This is a genomic window from Mycobacterium sp. NGS62 (genome assembly GCF_059812285.1).
Map to the genome: position 1 here is coordinate 394,328 of NZ_JCALCK010000003.1, position 12,692 is coordinate 407,019.

The 12,692-nt window shown below is 65.0% G+C and carries 14 protein-coding genes and 1 pseudogene; 7 read left to right on the forward strand and 8 right to left on the reverse strand.

What is annotated here, in order from left to right; translation table 11 throughout:
- Positions 1-16: 16 nt before the first annotated feature.
- A complete protein-coding gene (locus AC5Y49_RS11465; RefSeq protein WP_499887020.1) occupies positions 17-1,333 on the forward strand; it encodes an oxygenase MpaB family protein in 1,317 nt (438 codons plus the stop codon).
- A 17-nt stretch (positions 1,334-1,350) separates the two neighbouring features.
- Here AC5Y49_RS11465 and AC5Y49_RS11470 read toward each other — a convergent pair whose 3' ends face one another.
- The 5 genes and pseudogenes from AC5Y49_RS11470 to cobF all read right to left on the reverse strand — a co-directional run bounded on the left by AC5Y49_RS11470 (position 1,351) and on the right by cobF (position 4,230).
- Positions 1,351-2,100: an SDR family oxidoreductase gene (locus tag AC5Y49_RS11470; RefSeq protein ID WP_499887022.1), complete on the reverse strand. Its 750-nt coding sequence runs from the start codon at positions 2,098-2,100 to the stop codon at positions 1,351-1,353.
- Between the two features lie 91 nt (positions 2,101-2,191).
- The gene (locus AC5Y49_RS11475; protein WP_499887260.1) at positions 2,192-2,665 is read right to left on the reverse strand and encodes a zinc finger domain-containing protein; all 474 of its coding nucleotides are present in this window, start codon (positions 2,663-2,665) and stop codon (positions 2,192-2,194) included.
- A gap of 153 nt (positions 2,666-2,818) precedes the next feature.
- A pseudogene (locus AC5Y49_RS11480) lies at positions 2,819-3,055 on the reverse strand (DNA-formamidopyrimidine glycosylase family protein); the annotation flags it as partial.
- Between the two features lie 16 nt (positions 3,056-3,071).
- Positions 3,072-3,473 carry a phage holin family protein gene (locus AC5Y49_RS11485; RefSeq protein WP_499887024.1) on the reverse strand — a complete coding sequence of 134 codons (402 nt, stop codon included), beginning with the start codon at positions 3,471-3,473 and terminating at the stop codon, positions 3,072-3,074.
- Positions 3,474-3,483: 10 nt separating this feature from the next.
- On the reverse strand, positions 3,484-4,230 hold the full coding sequence (cobF, locus tag AC5Y49_RS11490; RefSeq protein ID WP_499887026.1) for a precorrin-6A synthase (deacetylating): 747 nt from the start codon (positions 4,228-4,230) through the stop codon (positions 3,484-3,486).
- A gap of 118 nt (positions 4,231-4,348) precedes the next feature.
- Here cobF and AC5Y49_RS11495 point away from each other — a divergent pair, with 118 nt between their 5' ends.
- The 5 genes from AC5Y49_RS11495 (at position 4,349) to AC5Y49_RS11515 (ending at position 10,158) form a co-directional block, all read left to right on the forward strand.
- Positions 4,349-5,245 (forward strand): AurF N-oxygenase family protein, encoded by an 897-nt coding sequence (locus AC5Y49_RS11495; protein WP_499887027.1) that lies wholly within the window; start codon positions 4,349-4,351, stop codon positions 5,243-5,245.
- Positions 5,242-6,393, forward strand: coding sequence for a DUF4873 domain-containing protein (locus tag AC5Y49_RS11500; RefSeq protein ID WP_499887029.1), 1,152 nt, complete (start codon positions 5,242-5,244; stop codon positions 6,391-6,393). The genes AC5Y49_RS11495 and AC5Y49_RS11500 overlap by 4 nt, the downstream gene beginning before the upstream one ends.
- Before the next feature lie 82 nt (positions 6,394-6,475).
- Positions 6,476-7,480 (forward strand): chemotaxis protein CheB, encoded by a 1,005-nt coding sequence (locus AC5Y49_RS11505; protein ID WP_499887030.1) that lies wholly within the window; start codon positions 6,476-6,478, stop codon positions 7,478-7,480.
- Positions 7,464-8,231 (forward strand): sulfate transporter, encoded by a 768-nt coding sequence (locus AC5Y49_RS11510; protein ID WP_499887032.1) that lies wholly within the window; start codon positions 7,464-7,466, stop codon positions 8,229-8,231. The genes AC5Y49_RS11505 and AC5Y49_RS11510 overlap by 17 nt, the downstream gene beginning before the upstream one ends.
- A gap of 85 nt (positions 8,232-8,316) precedes the next feature.
- Positions 8,317-10,158, forward strand: coding sequence for a CheR family methyltransferase (locus AC5Y49_RS11515; RefSeq protein WP_499887034.1), 1,842 nt, complete (start codon positions 8,317-8,319; stop codon positions 10,156-10,158).
- A gap of 10 nt (positions 10,159-10,168) precedes the next feature.
- On the opposite strand, the gene AC5Y49_RS11520 is transcribed toward AC5Y49_RS11515, so the two are convergent.
- The gene (locus AC5Y49_RS11520) at positions 10,169-10,885 is read right to left on the reverse strand and encodes a Crp/Fnr family transcriptional regulator (RefSeq protein ID WP_499887035.1); all 717 of its coding nucleotides are present in this window, start codon (positions 10,883-10,885) and stop codon (positions 10,169-10,171) included.
- A gap of 90 nt (positions 10,886-10,975) precedes the next feature.
- Here AC5Y49_RS11520 and AC5Y49_RS11525 point away from each other — a divergent pair, with 90 nt between their 5' ends.
- Positions 10,976-11,614, forward strand: a complete 639-nt coding sequence (locus tag AC5Y49_RS11525; RefSeq protein ID WP_499887037.1) for a chemotaxis protein CheB — start codon at positions 10,976-10,978, stop codon at positions 11,612-11,614.
- Between the two features lie 4 nt (positions 11,615-11,618).
- Here the strand turns inward: AC5Y49_RS11525 and AC5Y49_RS11530 are convergent, their stop codons facing one another.
- Both AC5Y49_RS11530 and AC5Y49_RS11535 read right to left on the reverse strand, forming a co-directional pair.
- Positions 11,619-11,996, reverse strand: a complete 378-nt coding sequence (locus AC5Y49_RS11530) for a hypothetical protein (RefSeq protein ID WP_499887039.1) — start codon at positions 11,994-11,996, stop codon at positions 11,619-11,621.
- A complete protein-coding gene (locus AC5Y49_RS11535; protein ID WP_499887041.1) occupies positions 11,993-12,691 on the reverse strand; it encodes a GAF and ANTAR domain-containing protein in 699 nt (232 codons plus the stop codon). The genes AC5Y49_RS11530 and AC5Y49_RS11535 overlap by 4 nt, the downstream gene beginning before the upstream one ends.
- Position 12,692: the final 1 nt, after the last annotated feature.

Here is a 12,692-nt window from a genome sequence, read left to right on the forward strand (position 1 = left end):
TTAGCCGGAGGCAGTGATGGTCACGTACTACCCCGAACTCGCGAAGCGAGTCCGAAGCCAGCGCGATTTGCAGCCCGACCTTTATGGAGACTTCGACTTCGAGCAGCAGCCGGATCGCCTGGCGACCGAGCCGGACGTCGACTCGGCCCTGCCCACCTGGGTCGCCGACCGCGCACCGATCCTGGAAGACGACCGCGTTCTGGAATTGATCAGCACGGCCACCCTGCTCGGCGACGTCGTCGCCGATCCCTACGCGGCGCTGATGGCCACGCACAGCGTCACACAGCTGATCGACATGCTCAAAAGGGCGTGCCGCGAGGGCATCGACGCGGTGCCCGAGGCGCCGCCCGAGCTCGCATCGTTCATCGCCGCGATGGAGGCCACCCCGGAGTGGATCGACTTCGACCAGGTACGCGAAGGCGCCCGGCAGGAGCGCATCCCCGCGGCGCTGCTGGCCCCCTTCATCACGCGCGGGGCCTTCATCGCGACCTTCACCAACACCTATGCCGCGCTGCCGATGGCCCTGACCGGTGCGCTCTCGGGCAAGCGGGCCGCCCGGCGAGTCAACGAGACGGCCAGTTTCTTCGCCGTCACCACCCTGCCCGGCGCGCTGGACCGTTATGGCCCGGGCTTCGAAGCCGCCGCGATGGTCCGGTTGATGCACTCGATGGTCCGCTACAACGCGCTGAAGAAATCCGACAAGTGGGATGTCGGCATCTACGGCATGCCGATACCGCAGGTCGACCAGATGCCCGCGGGAATGATTGGCCAATACCTGTTGGCCCGCAAGGCGCGTCAGCAGGGCCGGACGAAGTTCACCACGCAAGAGCGCGCCGCCGTCGAATTCGCCAGGTATCGCTGCTTTCTGCTCGGTCTGCCGCCCGAACTCCTGCCCTCCGAACCCGCCGACATCATGCACGTCATGCACGCACGCTCGGCGCTGCTGCGCGACGGATTCGACGACATCTGCCGCGAACTGGTCAGCGGCACCATGGCGGCCTATCTGCGCCCCGACACCACGCTATTCGACCGGTGCGCCGAGGCAGTCGAGAAGAGCTTTTCCAAGCTCACGTTCGTCCGCACGTTCTGCGGTGGTGACCGCGACATCGCCGAAGCCATGGGCGTATCGATGGGGCCGACCGACCTCATGCGCGTCGCCCTCACCGCGCCGTTCATCATCGGGCGTTTCACCGCCGTGAGTCAGGCCAGCCGCATCCCCGTGCTTCGAGAAATCACCGACGCATATGTCATCGGACTCCTCAAGCTTCGGCTGGCGACCTACGGTAAGCCCGAATTCACCACCGACGCAGCGCATTACACGCCAGTCCCGTAGTGGGGTCTGCTCGCCAGCTAAGCGAAACGGTTGGTCAGCTGCGGCGGCAACACTCGCATCAATTGAACCAGCGGTGCCCACGGCCAGGCCGGGACGACGGCGCGGCCAGACTCGCGTTCGATGGCGGCGACCATTGCCTTCACCCCGGTCTCGTTGTCGACCATCAACATGGTGCTCGCCGACTTAGCCGTCATCTCCGACTCGATGTAGCCGGGCTCCAACACGGTGACCCTGATCGGGCCCTTGCCGTACTCGGCGCGCAGTGATTCGCCCAGCGACGTCACCCCGGCCTTGCTGGCCGCATAGGCCGCCTTGACGCCGGGCACCCCCTTGTTGCCGAGCACCGACGAGATCAGCACCAGGTGCCCCGAGCCGGTTTGCTTGAACATCTCCAGCGCGGTTTCGATCTGCACGAGCGCTGCCACCAGGTTGGTCTCGATGGTCGCCTTGTTGGCCCACAGCTTGCCCGAGCCCAGCGGCGCGCCCTTACCGATGCCGGCGTTGACGATGATGCGGTCGATGCCGCCGAGCTCGTCGGACAGCTCGCCGAATACTTTGGGGACCTGCTCGTGGTCGTTGACGTCCAGCGCGGCGACAGCCACCGTGATGCCCGGATGTTGTTGGGTCAGTTCGGCTTTGAGCTCGTCCAGCCGGTCGGTGCGACGGGCGCACAGCGCCAGGTCGCGGCCCTTGGCGGCAAAAGCGCGGGCCATCCCGGCGCCCAGGCCCGAGCTTGCGCCGGTGATGAGGATCTTCTGTCGAGGCATTGCAACACCCTAATGGGTGCCCCTCGAACGTCGAGTTGTCGGGCCAAATCACTGGTGGGCCACGCAACAAGTCGACGCTGGCGCAGCGCAATTATTTCAAGAGCCGCGACATCCGCCGGTCGGCCAACACCTTGCCGCCGGTCTGGCAGGTCGGGCAGTACTGAAACGACTTGTCCGCAAACGACACTTCGCGCACGGTGTCCCCGCACACCGGGCACGGCATCCCGGTGCGCGCATGCACCCGCAGCCCGGAACGCTTCTCGCCCTTCAACGTCGCGGCCTGTTGGCCGACCGAGCGGGACACCGCGTCGGTGAGCACCGACACCATCGCCTCGTGCAGTGCAGCCAGTTGACCGTCCGAGAGTTTGCCGGCGGTGGCGAACGGCGAGATCTTGGCGACGTGCAGGATTTCGTCGCTGTAGGCATTGCCGATGCCGGCGATCACCTTCTGATCGGTGATGACGGTCTTGATCCGGCCGGTGTTGCCCGCCAGCAACTCGGCCAGCTCCTCGACGCCGACCTGCAGTGCGTCCGGCCCGAGCACGCTGATCCCCGGCACTGCCATCGGGTCATCGACGAGCCACACCGCCAACCGTTTCTGGGTGCCGGCCTCGGTGAGGTCGAACCCGGGCGCTTCGCCGGGCACCCCGAGATGAACCCGCAGCGCGATCGGGCCCTTGCCCGGCCGCAGCGGCGCACCGGCCAACTTGTCGGACCAGCGCAACCAGCCCGCCCGGGACAGGTGCGCGATCAGAAACAGGTCGCCGACCTGCAGGCCCAGGTATTTGCCCCAGCGGTGCGCCCCGGTGACGGGTTGGCCGGGCAGCGTGCCCACCGGCGGGTCGAAGGTCTTGAGCACCGAAAACGCCACGACATCGACCCGGCCGATCGTCAAGCCGACGGCGTGTTGGCGCAGGTAGTCCGCGAGCGCTTCGACCTCGGGAAGTTCAGGCATGCGTCCAGTGTGCCGGTCACACCCGAGTGATGCGCCGGGCGTCGCGCACCACCAGGGACAGCAGCCAGCTCACGATCGACAACACGATCGCAGCCCAGATGGCGGTCCACCAGAAGTGGTCGATTTGCAAGCCCCAGTGCGTGGTGTGCTCGGTGATTCCGGCGGTGATCCACAGCATCAACGCATTGATCACGATGTGGATCAACCCGAGCGTCAGGATGTACAGCGGAATCGACAGGATCTGCACGATCGGTTTGATGATCGCGTTGACCAGGCCGAAGATCACCGCGACGATGAAGACGATCCCGATCCGCTGCATCGGTGTTCCGCCACCGACGAACCTGATCCCGTCGACGACAAGCGTGACTACCCACAACGCGAAGCCGGTCACCGCAGCACGAAACAGAAATGGACCCATGGCGAGGAACCTACTCCGCAGTGCGCAATAAATAGGTATCCATAATCCAGCCGTGGCGGGCCCGAGCCGCGGCGCGCAGCGACGCGATCCGCTCGCCGTCCTCGCCGACCGTGCCCGCCACCAGCAGCTCATCTTCCGTGCCCAGATAGGCACCCCACCAGATCCGGGTGGCTGGCGGACAGCCGAGAAACGAGCAGTCACCGTCGAGCATGACGACCGCCGCCCCGGACAGCCCATGAGCGCGAAGCTGTCGGCCGGTGGTGATCAGCACGGGTTCGCCGACGTCGTTGAGCGGAATGCGGTGTCGTGCCGTCAGCGCCTGCACGGCGGTGATGCCCGGGATGACGTCGTAGGTGATGTCGACCTCGGCAGCGACCGTGTCCAGGATGCGCAGCGTGCTGTCGTAGAGCGACGGGTCACCCCAGGCCAGCAATGCACCCACGTCGCCGGGACCGAGTTCGTCGGCGATCGCGGCCGACCAGAGCCGCGCGCGAGCCGCGTGCCAGTCCGACACCGCGCCCCGGTAATCACCGTCCGCGGAACGCGTGGGGTCGGGTAACTCGACGAATCGATACCCCGGCTCGCGGATGAACCGTGCGCAGATCTCTCGACGCAACCCCACCAGATCGCTTTTGGCAGAACCCTTGTCCATTGCGAAGAACACTTGAGTGTCGTTGAGTGCCTCGATCGCCTGCATCGTCAGATAACCGGGATCTCCCGCGCCGATCCCGATGACATGAATGCGTCGATGGCTCATTGCCGGGAAAGCCTAGCCGCAATGAATAGCCGAGACCGTAAGTACCCGGTACCGTAGGTATTGACATCTTGGGCCGGTTCTTCCTACCGTCGGAGCAGCTGATGAAGGGACGTCGACGATGACTACTGCCGTCAAGGGGCCCGGTCGCGAGGAATTCTCCGAGCGGCTGCTCAAAGGCTCGGTCAAGAAGTCCTATGCGCCCGTGGTCGACATCGACTGGGACGCCCCGCTGGACCCGGACAAGTTCTACCTTCCGCCGAAAATCGTGTCGCTCTACGGCACGCCGATGTGGGAGGAGATGACTCGCGCCCAGCGCATCGAGCTGTCCCGCCAGGAACTGGTCAACACGCTGTCGGCGGGCATCTGGTTTGAGAACATGCTCAACCAGGCCTTGCTGCGCAAGCTCATTCACGCGGATCCGACCACCCGGTCCTCGCACTACGCGCTCACCGAACTGGGTGACGAAACCCGCCACATGGTGATGTTCGGCAAGGCCATCGAGCGGGTGGGTGCCAGGCCGGTGCGTCCCCGGTCCTACCAGCGGATGGTGATCAACATCCTGCCGCTGTTCTTCCGCGGACCGGTGCTGTGGGTGGCGGCGTTGATCGGCGAAGAGATTTTCGACTCACTGCAGCGGCAGATGATGGACGACCCCGAGTTGCAGCCGATGATCCAGCGGCTGATGCGAATTCACGTTACCGAGGAAGCCCGCCACATCCAGTTCGCGCGCGACGGACTGCGCAAGCGGGTGCCGCACATGGGGCGGCTCAACCGGTGGCTGGTTGCCAACGTCAACGGCCTGGGCGGGTGGTTCTTCCGTTACCTGTTCACCAACCCGGTTCCCTACGCGAGGGCAGGCCTGGACGCGCGACGGGCGCGGATCACCGCGCGAAACAGCCCGCACCGTCACGAGATTCAGGTCGCCGGCTTCGCCCCGTTGGCGGCGTTTCTGACCGAAGTGGGCCTGATGGGCCGGATCGCGCGCCGCGGATGGACGCGCAGCAACTTCCTGTGATCGACAAGATCGTCGTCGGTGACGCAACGGCCGCCGCGAAACTGCGCAACGCCGGTATCGCCGATTTCACGCTCGTCGACAGTCAAGTAGTCAGCTCGGTATTCGACGACGACACCGCCACCTGGACACTGACCACCAGTGGCGGCGAGACGTACGACGGCCGGGTTGTCGTAGCCTGCGCGTCGCCGTTTATCCCGTGGATTCCGGACCTGCCCGGGCGCAACGACTTTGGCGGACAGGCATTCGCGGCGGCTGCAGGCAATACTCAATTCGACCCGGACGGCAAACGGGTGGCGATAATCGGCGCCGACTCCGCCGCCGGGCGCTGGATCAGCCGGCTGGCCACATCTGCGGCGTCGGTCGAGGTTTTCCCCCATCCACCGCGGCGGATCGTCCGCACGCGCCGCCGGCGATGGCGGCGCCGGCACACGTCGGTCGAACCGGTGCGTTCGCCCATTGACGTGATCACCGCGTCGGGCATCCGCACCTGTGACGGTGCCCACCATGACGTGGACGCGATCATCTACGGCACCGGTTTCACGGTTTCCCCGCAACTTCCGAAAGACACGCTGGTCGGGGCCGACGGGCTCAGCATTCAACAAGCGTGGCAGGACGGCATGGAGCCCTACCTCGGCGTCGCTATGCACGGGTTTCCCAACTACTTCCTGGCCATCGCACCCGAGACTGGGCGCCACGTCACGGAATGCCTGCAATTGATGAACCGCGGCGGCAGTACCCGCATCGAGGTGCGCCGCAGCAGCGCGCAGACCTTCAACGAACACGTCAACATGGGCCGTCCACGGTATTGCCTCACAGCATCGGCATTCGACCTGTCATCCGGCATGCAGCTCCACGACGAGACCTATGCCGGCCCCGCGACGCTGACAGTTGCCGGCGCCGACCGCGAGGTACGCGTCCACCTGACCGGCCACATGGATCCGATCGACGGTCAATACCATTGGCAGGGAACCATTCTCGACCAATTGCCGCCACTTCTCAGACACACACGGACGGTGACCCTGGCGGTCGGCGAACGCAGCGTGTCCGCACGCATCACCGAAGAAACACCGCAGGGTGGCTACTCGATCGCGGGCGTGGGCGCGCCACCATTCCCGTTGGCGGACATCGAACTCGCTCATCCCCGGTAGACGCGCGTAGTCTGGTCAGATCCCCCGATAACAGGGTTGTCTCTGAATGTCTGTGGGTAACCCCAAAACGGTGGGGAGCGCTATGGCAGTCGAAAACAACACCCTCAACGTGGTCGCGGTCGGCGCCTCAGCCGGCGGGGTGGAAGCACTCACCCAGTTTGCCGCCGGCCTGCCGCCCGACCTACCCTATGCGGTGTTGGTGGCCCTGCACATGCCCGCCGGCGCGCCCAGCGTTTTGGCCCGCATCCTGGACCGCAACGGCCCATTGCCGGCGATACAGGCTGTCGATGGCGCGCCCTTGGAATCCGGGACCATCTCGGTCGCGGTGCCAAATCGACATTTGCTGGTGCACGACAACCGAATTGCCTTGTCAGAGGGACCCACCGAGAACGGTCACCGCCCCGCGATCAACGCGTTGTTCAGGTCGGTGGCGCTGGCCTACAGCCAACGCGGAGTCGGCGTGCTGCTGTCCGGTGTACTCGATGACGGTACGCTAGGAGCGGCCGCCATCCGGTCTCGCGGCGGCGCCACCATCGCCCAAGCCCCCTCCGATGCGTTGTTTCCCGCCATGCCACTGAACGCCATCGACGCCGGGGTGATTGATCACGAGGTGGCTGCCGCCGAAGTGGGCGGGCTGCTCAAGCAGTTGGCCGATCGAGTATTCGAGGAGCGCGAGATGGAGTCCGACGCGCGCATGGAGTTGGAAAACCGAATCGCCATGGCCCGGCGATTCTCGACCGAATTCGACACCGAGTCCTTGGGACCGCCGTCCGGCTACACGTGCCCGGATTGCAATGGTTCGCTGATCGCGGTCAGCGAAGGAAATTACCGCTGCCATGTCGGTCACGCGTGGACAGCTGACTCGTTGCTGCGGGCCCGCGACGACGAGGTCGAGAGCGCGATGTGGATTGCCATGCGCAGCCTGCAGGAGAAAGCCAAGCTGTCCCGCCGGCTGGCCGACCAGGTCAATCCGGGAATGCTCAGCGAGCGGTATCAAGCAATCGCCGACGAAGCAGAGCATGCGATGTCGGTCCTGGGCAGCCGGCTATCGGACGCGTACAGCAAACAGGATGAGACCAGTGGCTAGGCACACCAGTGAGCTGGCCGTTTCCGCTGACATCGTGGGGACGGCCTGTCTGCTCACCGTCGACGGTGTCCTGGATAGCACGACCTACCTGAAACTGCGCGACACCATCATCAAGGCGGCGCTGGACGAGCCGCCGGTGGTCCTCGTCGACGTCAACGCGCTCGACGTTCCGGCGCCCTCCGCGTGGTCGGTGTTCACCAGCGCGCGCTGGCATGTGTCCACCTGGCCGGATGTTCCAATCGTTCTGGTGTGTGCGGACACTGGCCGACGAACCACCATCTCGCAGGCCGGTGTGACGCGCTACGTGCCGGTACACGCCTGCGTCGAAGCAGCGTTGAACGCTCTGCCCGCCGATGGGCAGCGGTCCAGGCGGCGGGCTCAAGTGGAGTTGCCCGCTTCGCTCGCCAGTTTGCGGCGGGCGCGCGAACTGGTCGGCGATTATCTGGCCGCCTGGTCGCAGATCGAACTGGTTCCGGTAGCCACCGTGGTGGTGAACGTGCTCGTCGAGAACGTGTTGCAACACACCGTCAGCGCGCCGGTCCTAGTGCTGGAAGCCAACGGCACCGCGGTCACGGTCTCGGTGCAAGATTGCAGCTCCACACCGGCCGTCCGACGCGAGGACCCGTTTCGCGGCGGCGAGCGAGTGTCGGGCCTGGCCATCGTCGCCGCGGTCTCCCGCGCGTGGGGCAGCATTCCGACTCCGTCGGGAAAGACGGTGTGGGCGGTGGTGGGTCCGGAAAACCAGCTCTAAGCGCCGCCCGCGACGATGCGGGCCGGGCAGGCCACGTGCCGAGTAGTGTTCAGGTTCGCCACGCTTTATCGGCAGACGGGACCAGATGGACACGAAGACCGACGAATCATTCGAAGCACTGCTGCGCTACCTGCGGGATTCACGGGGGTTCGACTTCACCGGATACAAACGCGCCACATTGATGCGGCGGGTGCGTCACCGGATGGCCCAGTCTGGCCATGAAACCTTCGAAGAGTATCTCGACGTGCTGCAGGCCAGTTCCGACGAATTCTCGGCGCTGTTCAACACCATCCTGATCAACGTCACGGCGTTTTTCCGCGACCCGGACGCCTGGGAATACATCGCGACCGATGTCATCCCGCGAATTCTTGCCGAGCGCGGCCCCGACGACCCGATCCGGGTCTGGAGCGCCGGCTGCGCCTCCGGTCAGGAGGCCTACACGCTGGCAATGCTGCTGGCCGAAACCCTCGGAGCCGACAACTTCCGGCAGCGGGTGAAGATCTATGCGACCGATGTCGACGAGGAGGCGCTGACCGAGGCTCGAGCTGCCAGCTACGATGCCAAAGCCATCGAGTCGGTACCGGAGAAGTTCCTGGGCAAGTATTTCGAACAACTCAACGGCCGCTACACCTTTCACAAAGATCTGCGCCGAGCGGTGATCTTCGGCCGAAACGACCTGGTCAAGGACGCGCCCATCTCCCGGGTGGACCTGCTGGTGTGCCGCAACACGTTGATGTACATGAATGCGGAAACCCAACGAAATGTCCTGGGACGCTTGCATTTCGCGCTGGCTGCACAGGGCACCCTGTTTCTCGGACATGCCGAGATGTTGTTGAGCCATGCGGACCGGTTCGCTCCGCTGAACCTCAAACATCGGATCTTCAAGAAAGCACCGGGATCACACAGCGGACTGGACCGATACGACCCGGCGACCACGATGTATGACCGGCGCGGAGAACTGCCGGGCCTGACCACCGTGCGGGACTTGGCTTTTCGCGCGAACCCCGTTGCGCAGCTGGTGGTGACCGGCGAAGACACCGTGGCGATGATCAACCAGCAAGCCGAGACCATGTTCGGGCTGTCGGCCCGCGACATCGGCCGCCTACTGCGCGACCTGGAGGTCTCCTATCGCCCGGTGGAGTTGCGCGCCTATTTGGAACAAGCGAAGGTCGAGCGCCGGTCGGCGCGGATCCCCGACGTCAAATGGCAACGGCCGGGCATGGAAACCGTGTGGTTCGAGATCCACGTCAATCCGCTGGTCGACGCCGAAAACGGGCTACTGGGCGTATCGATCGTCTTCTTCGACGTCACCGCTACCCGGGCGCTGTTGGACAAGGTGGTCCAAACCAATCGTCAGCTCGAGGCCGCCTACGAGGAACTGCAGTCCACCAACGAAGAACTCGAAACCACCAACGAAGAACTGCAGTCGACGGTCGAGGAGCTCGAGACCACCAACGAAGAACTGCAGTCCACCAACGAAGAACTCGAAACGATGAACGAGGAGCTGCAGTCCACCAACGACGAGCTGCACACCATCAACGATGCGCTGCGCGAACGCAGCGTCGAACTCGACGACGCCCGTACTTTCCTGGACTCCCTGGTCAATTCGGTTCATCTCGGCATGGTGGTGGTCGATCGAGAGATGCGGGTGGTGGTGTGGAACCGCGGCTGCGAGGAGCTCTGGGGCCTGCGCACCGACGAGACCACGGGTCAGGTCCTGACCAGCCTCGACATCGGACTGCCGATGGACACTGTGCGGCCGTTGATCGGCAACGCTTTCGTGGACCCGGACAATCCGGGCGAGTCGGTGGTCGAGGCGGTCAATCGCCGCGGCCGACCCACGCAAGTCCGAATAACCTGCACCGGCTTTCAAGCCGCCGAGGGCGGCGTCAACGGCGCGCTGCTGTTGATGGACGCGCAATCCTGACACGGCCGGTTCACGAATTACCGCGGTGGTTGCGCAAGTCGTCGAATTCGGCCTTGACGATGTGGTAGCACTCGCATGCCGTTCGCTCCAACCCATCGCGGTCGACGATGCTGATGACGCCGCGCCGGTAGCGGATGAGTTGCTGAGCCTGAATTCGTTGCGCGGTATCCGAAACGGTGGGCCGGTGTACGCCCAGCATCTGGGCGAGGAACTCCTGGGTGAGCGAGAACTCGTCACGCCCAACCCGGTCTCCTGTGGTCAGCAACCAGCGGGCCATCCGAGCCTCGGTGGCATGACTGCGGTTGCAGACCACGTTCTGGGAGACCTGCACCATCGTCGCCTGCGTGAAGCGGTTCAGCAGGGCGTGCAGTTGACCGTCGCGGCTGAGGCCCCGCCGAAACTCTTCGACGCCAATCACCGCTGTGTCGCCCGGAACCTGGCAAAACGCCGACTGCGGACTACTGGTGGCGCCGAGGTATACCGGCAGCCCCACCATTCCCTCGTGACCAATGGTGGCGACCTCGAGCTGGACCTTCCCATCGGCCACCGCCACCAGCGAGTACACCGAGGTCAGCGGAAAAAAGATGTCGGTGATCGGCTTTCCCGGCTGGTAGGCCGGGCGTTTGATCTCGCTCTGCTCCAGCCGCAGGTGCGGCTTCAACTGGGCGAATTCGGGTTCGGGCAGTTGGGCCAGAATCGCATTGCGCCGAACGTCGTCCTCGGTCATGGGCGCCACCCTCGATTGGTTACTTCCGGCGGGTACCCGATCTGACAGCGATTATGTCGGGAACCAGACATAGCGACTACTCTGATGGAGATGATTCCGGCCCACTGCGCTACGACGTTGAACTTCGGGCGTGTCGTCGTCGTCGCCTCGCTGGGCGGGATACAAGCGCTTACAACCGTCCTGGCCGGGCTCCCGGCGACCTATTCCGTCCCGATCGCTGTAGTGCAACACCGCCGCCGCACCCAGGCCGCTGATCTGCTTGTCCCGATTCTGGCCCGTCGCACGAACCTGCCGGTCCGGGGCGCCGAAGCCGGTTGTGCAGCCGATCAATTCGGCATCACCGTGATGCCGGCCGAGACCACTGCGACGATCGATGACACGGGCCGGTGGTTACTTGCCGACCACACCGACGGCACCTGGCCGGGCAACGCGTTGCTGATCAGTTCGGCGCAGACCACGCCCACCGTCGCCGTCATCCTGACCGGGTCGCTGACCGACGGAGCCAACGGATGTTGTGCGGTCAAGCGGGGCGGCGGGCGGGTGCTCGTGCAGGACCCGGCCACGGCGCGGGCACCGAGTATGCCCGCCAATGCGATCGCGACCGGCTGCGCCGATTTCGTCTTACCTCCGGAGCGGCTGGCATCAGCCCTGCTGGCTCTCACCACCGCGCCTGGTGCAGCGGAGCTGCTCACGGTGCCGCTGCCACCGTGGGCCCGGCTCAGTTCCTGACGAGCTACTCCAAGTGCTGCTGCTCGACGGCTGCGTCGTCGTGGGCCGCCGCCGCGGTGCGGTGTACTTCGGCCGCGTCCTGATGGGCCTCGCCGCTGCCATCACCGGCGAGCATGGCGGCCTGCTCGTGTGCCGCGGCGGCGCGCCGGTGTGCCGCGCTCGCCTCGAGGTGTCTTTCCGCGGCGTCCCGATGCGCACGTCTGGCTCGTTCCAGTGACTCCTCGGCGTGTAGCCGCGCCTGCTCGGCAGTGTCGCCGTCGGCCGGCAAACCCGACGCGAGCTCTGCTCTGCGCTTTTGCAGCTCGCCGGCCCGCCGTCGTGCCGCCTCGGCGCGTGCCGCCGCACGATCCCGATGTGACGGCTCCTGCTCGGTTGCCGTCATGGGCTGGGGTGTTCTGACTCGACGAGTTGGCGGGCCACCGCGACCAGGGGGGTGTTCGAACTCTGCGACAGTCGCTTGAGCAATTCGAATGCCTGCACCGCGTCAATCGTGAACCGCTCCATGATCATGCCCTTGGCCTGGCCGATGATGTCGCGCGACGCCAACGCGCTGCGGAACTGCTCGTCCCGGCGCATCAGATTCCAGGCCAAGGCGGTGTGCGTGGCTACGACCAACCCGAGCTCGGCTGCGTCGTCGTCGAACACATCGGGCTGCTCCGCGTAGAAGTTCAACGCTCCCATCGTCTGGTGGTTGGCGAACAACTGAAACGACATGATCGACCGGATTGGCGTTTCCTGGGCAGCCTCGCGGCAATATGCCGGCCAACGCTGTTCCAGCGCCAGGTCCTTGATCCGGATCATGTGCTGTTCCCAGGCCGCCGACAGACACGGGCCCTGATCATGGTGCTGCTGGATCTCGTCGAGCAACACCGGATATGGGCCCGTCGCCGACGCCGTGCGTACTTTGCCGTCACGGGATGCGATCGTGATGCCGGCATATTGCGCTCCGGGTACGGATTTGACAGCGCTTTCCGTGAGATCATCGAGCAGCGCGTCAACATCGGTCCGCTGCTCTTGAAGGACCTGAACCAGATCCGCGACTTCACGGAGAAGGTCACCCCGGTGGCTCGCCATCATG

Bases quoted from the DNA above. Each gene is read 5' to 3' on its own strand.
- AC5Y49_RS11465 (WP_499887020.1), top strand. From the start codon at position 17: ATGGTCACGTACTACCCCGAACTCGCGAAGCGAGTCCGAAGCCAGCGC.
- AC5Y49_RS11470 (WP_499887022.1), bottom strand. From the start codon at position 2,100: ATGCCTCGACAGAAGATCCTCATCACCGGCGCAAGCTCGGGCCTGGGC.
- AC5Y49_RS11475 (WP_499887260.1), bottom strand. From the start codon at position 2,665: ATGGCAGTGCCGGGGATCAGCGTGCTCGGGCCGGACGCACTGCAGGTC.
- AC5Y49_RS11485 (WP_499887024.1), bottom strand. From the start codon at position 3,473: ATGGGTCCATTTCTGTTTCGTGCTGCGGTGACCGGCTTCGCGTTGTGG.
- cobF (WP_499887026.1), bottom strand. From the start codon at position 4,230: ATGAGCCATCGACGCATTCATGTCATCGGGATCGGCGCGGGAGATCCC.
- AC5Y49_RS11495 (WP_499887027.1), top strand. From the start codon at position 4,349: ATGACTACTGCCGTCAAGGGGCCCGGTCGCGAGGAATTCTCCGAGCGG.
- AC5Y49_RS11505 (WP_499887030.1), top strand. From the start codon at position 6,476: ATGGCAGTCGAAAACAACACCCTCAACGTGGTCGCGGTCGGCGCCTCA.
- AC5Y49_RS11510 (WP_499887032.1), top strand. From the start codon at position 7,464: ATGAGACCAGTGGCTAGGCACACCAGTGAGCTGGCCGTTTCCGCTGAC.
- AC5Y49_RS11515 (WP_499887034.1), top strand. From the start codon at position 8,317: ATGGACACGAAGACCGACGAATCATTCGAAGCACTGCTGCGCTACCTG.
- AC5Y49_RS11520 (WP_499887035.1), bottom strand. From the start codon at position 10,885: ATGACCGAGGACGACGTTCGGCGCAATGCGATTCTGGCCCAACTGCCC.
- AC5Y49_RS11525 (WP_499887037.1), top strand. From the start codon at position 10,976: ATGATTCCGGCCCACTGCGCTACGACGTTGAACTTCGGGCGTGTCGTC.
- AC5Y49_RS11530 (WP_499887039.1), bottom strand. From the start codon at position 11,996: ATGACGGCAACCGAGCAGGAGCCGTCACATCGGGATCGTGCGGCGGCA.
- AC5Y49_RS11535 (WP_499887041.1), bottom strand. From the start codon at position 12,691: ATGATGGCGAGCCACCGGGGTGACCTTCTCCGTGAAGTCGCGGATCTG.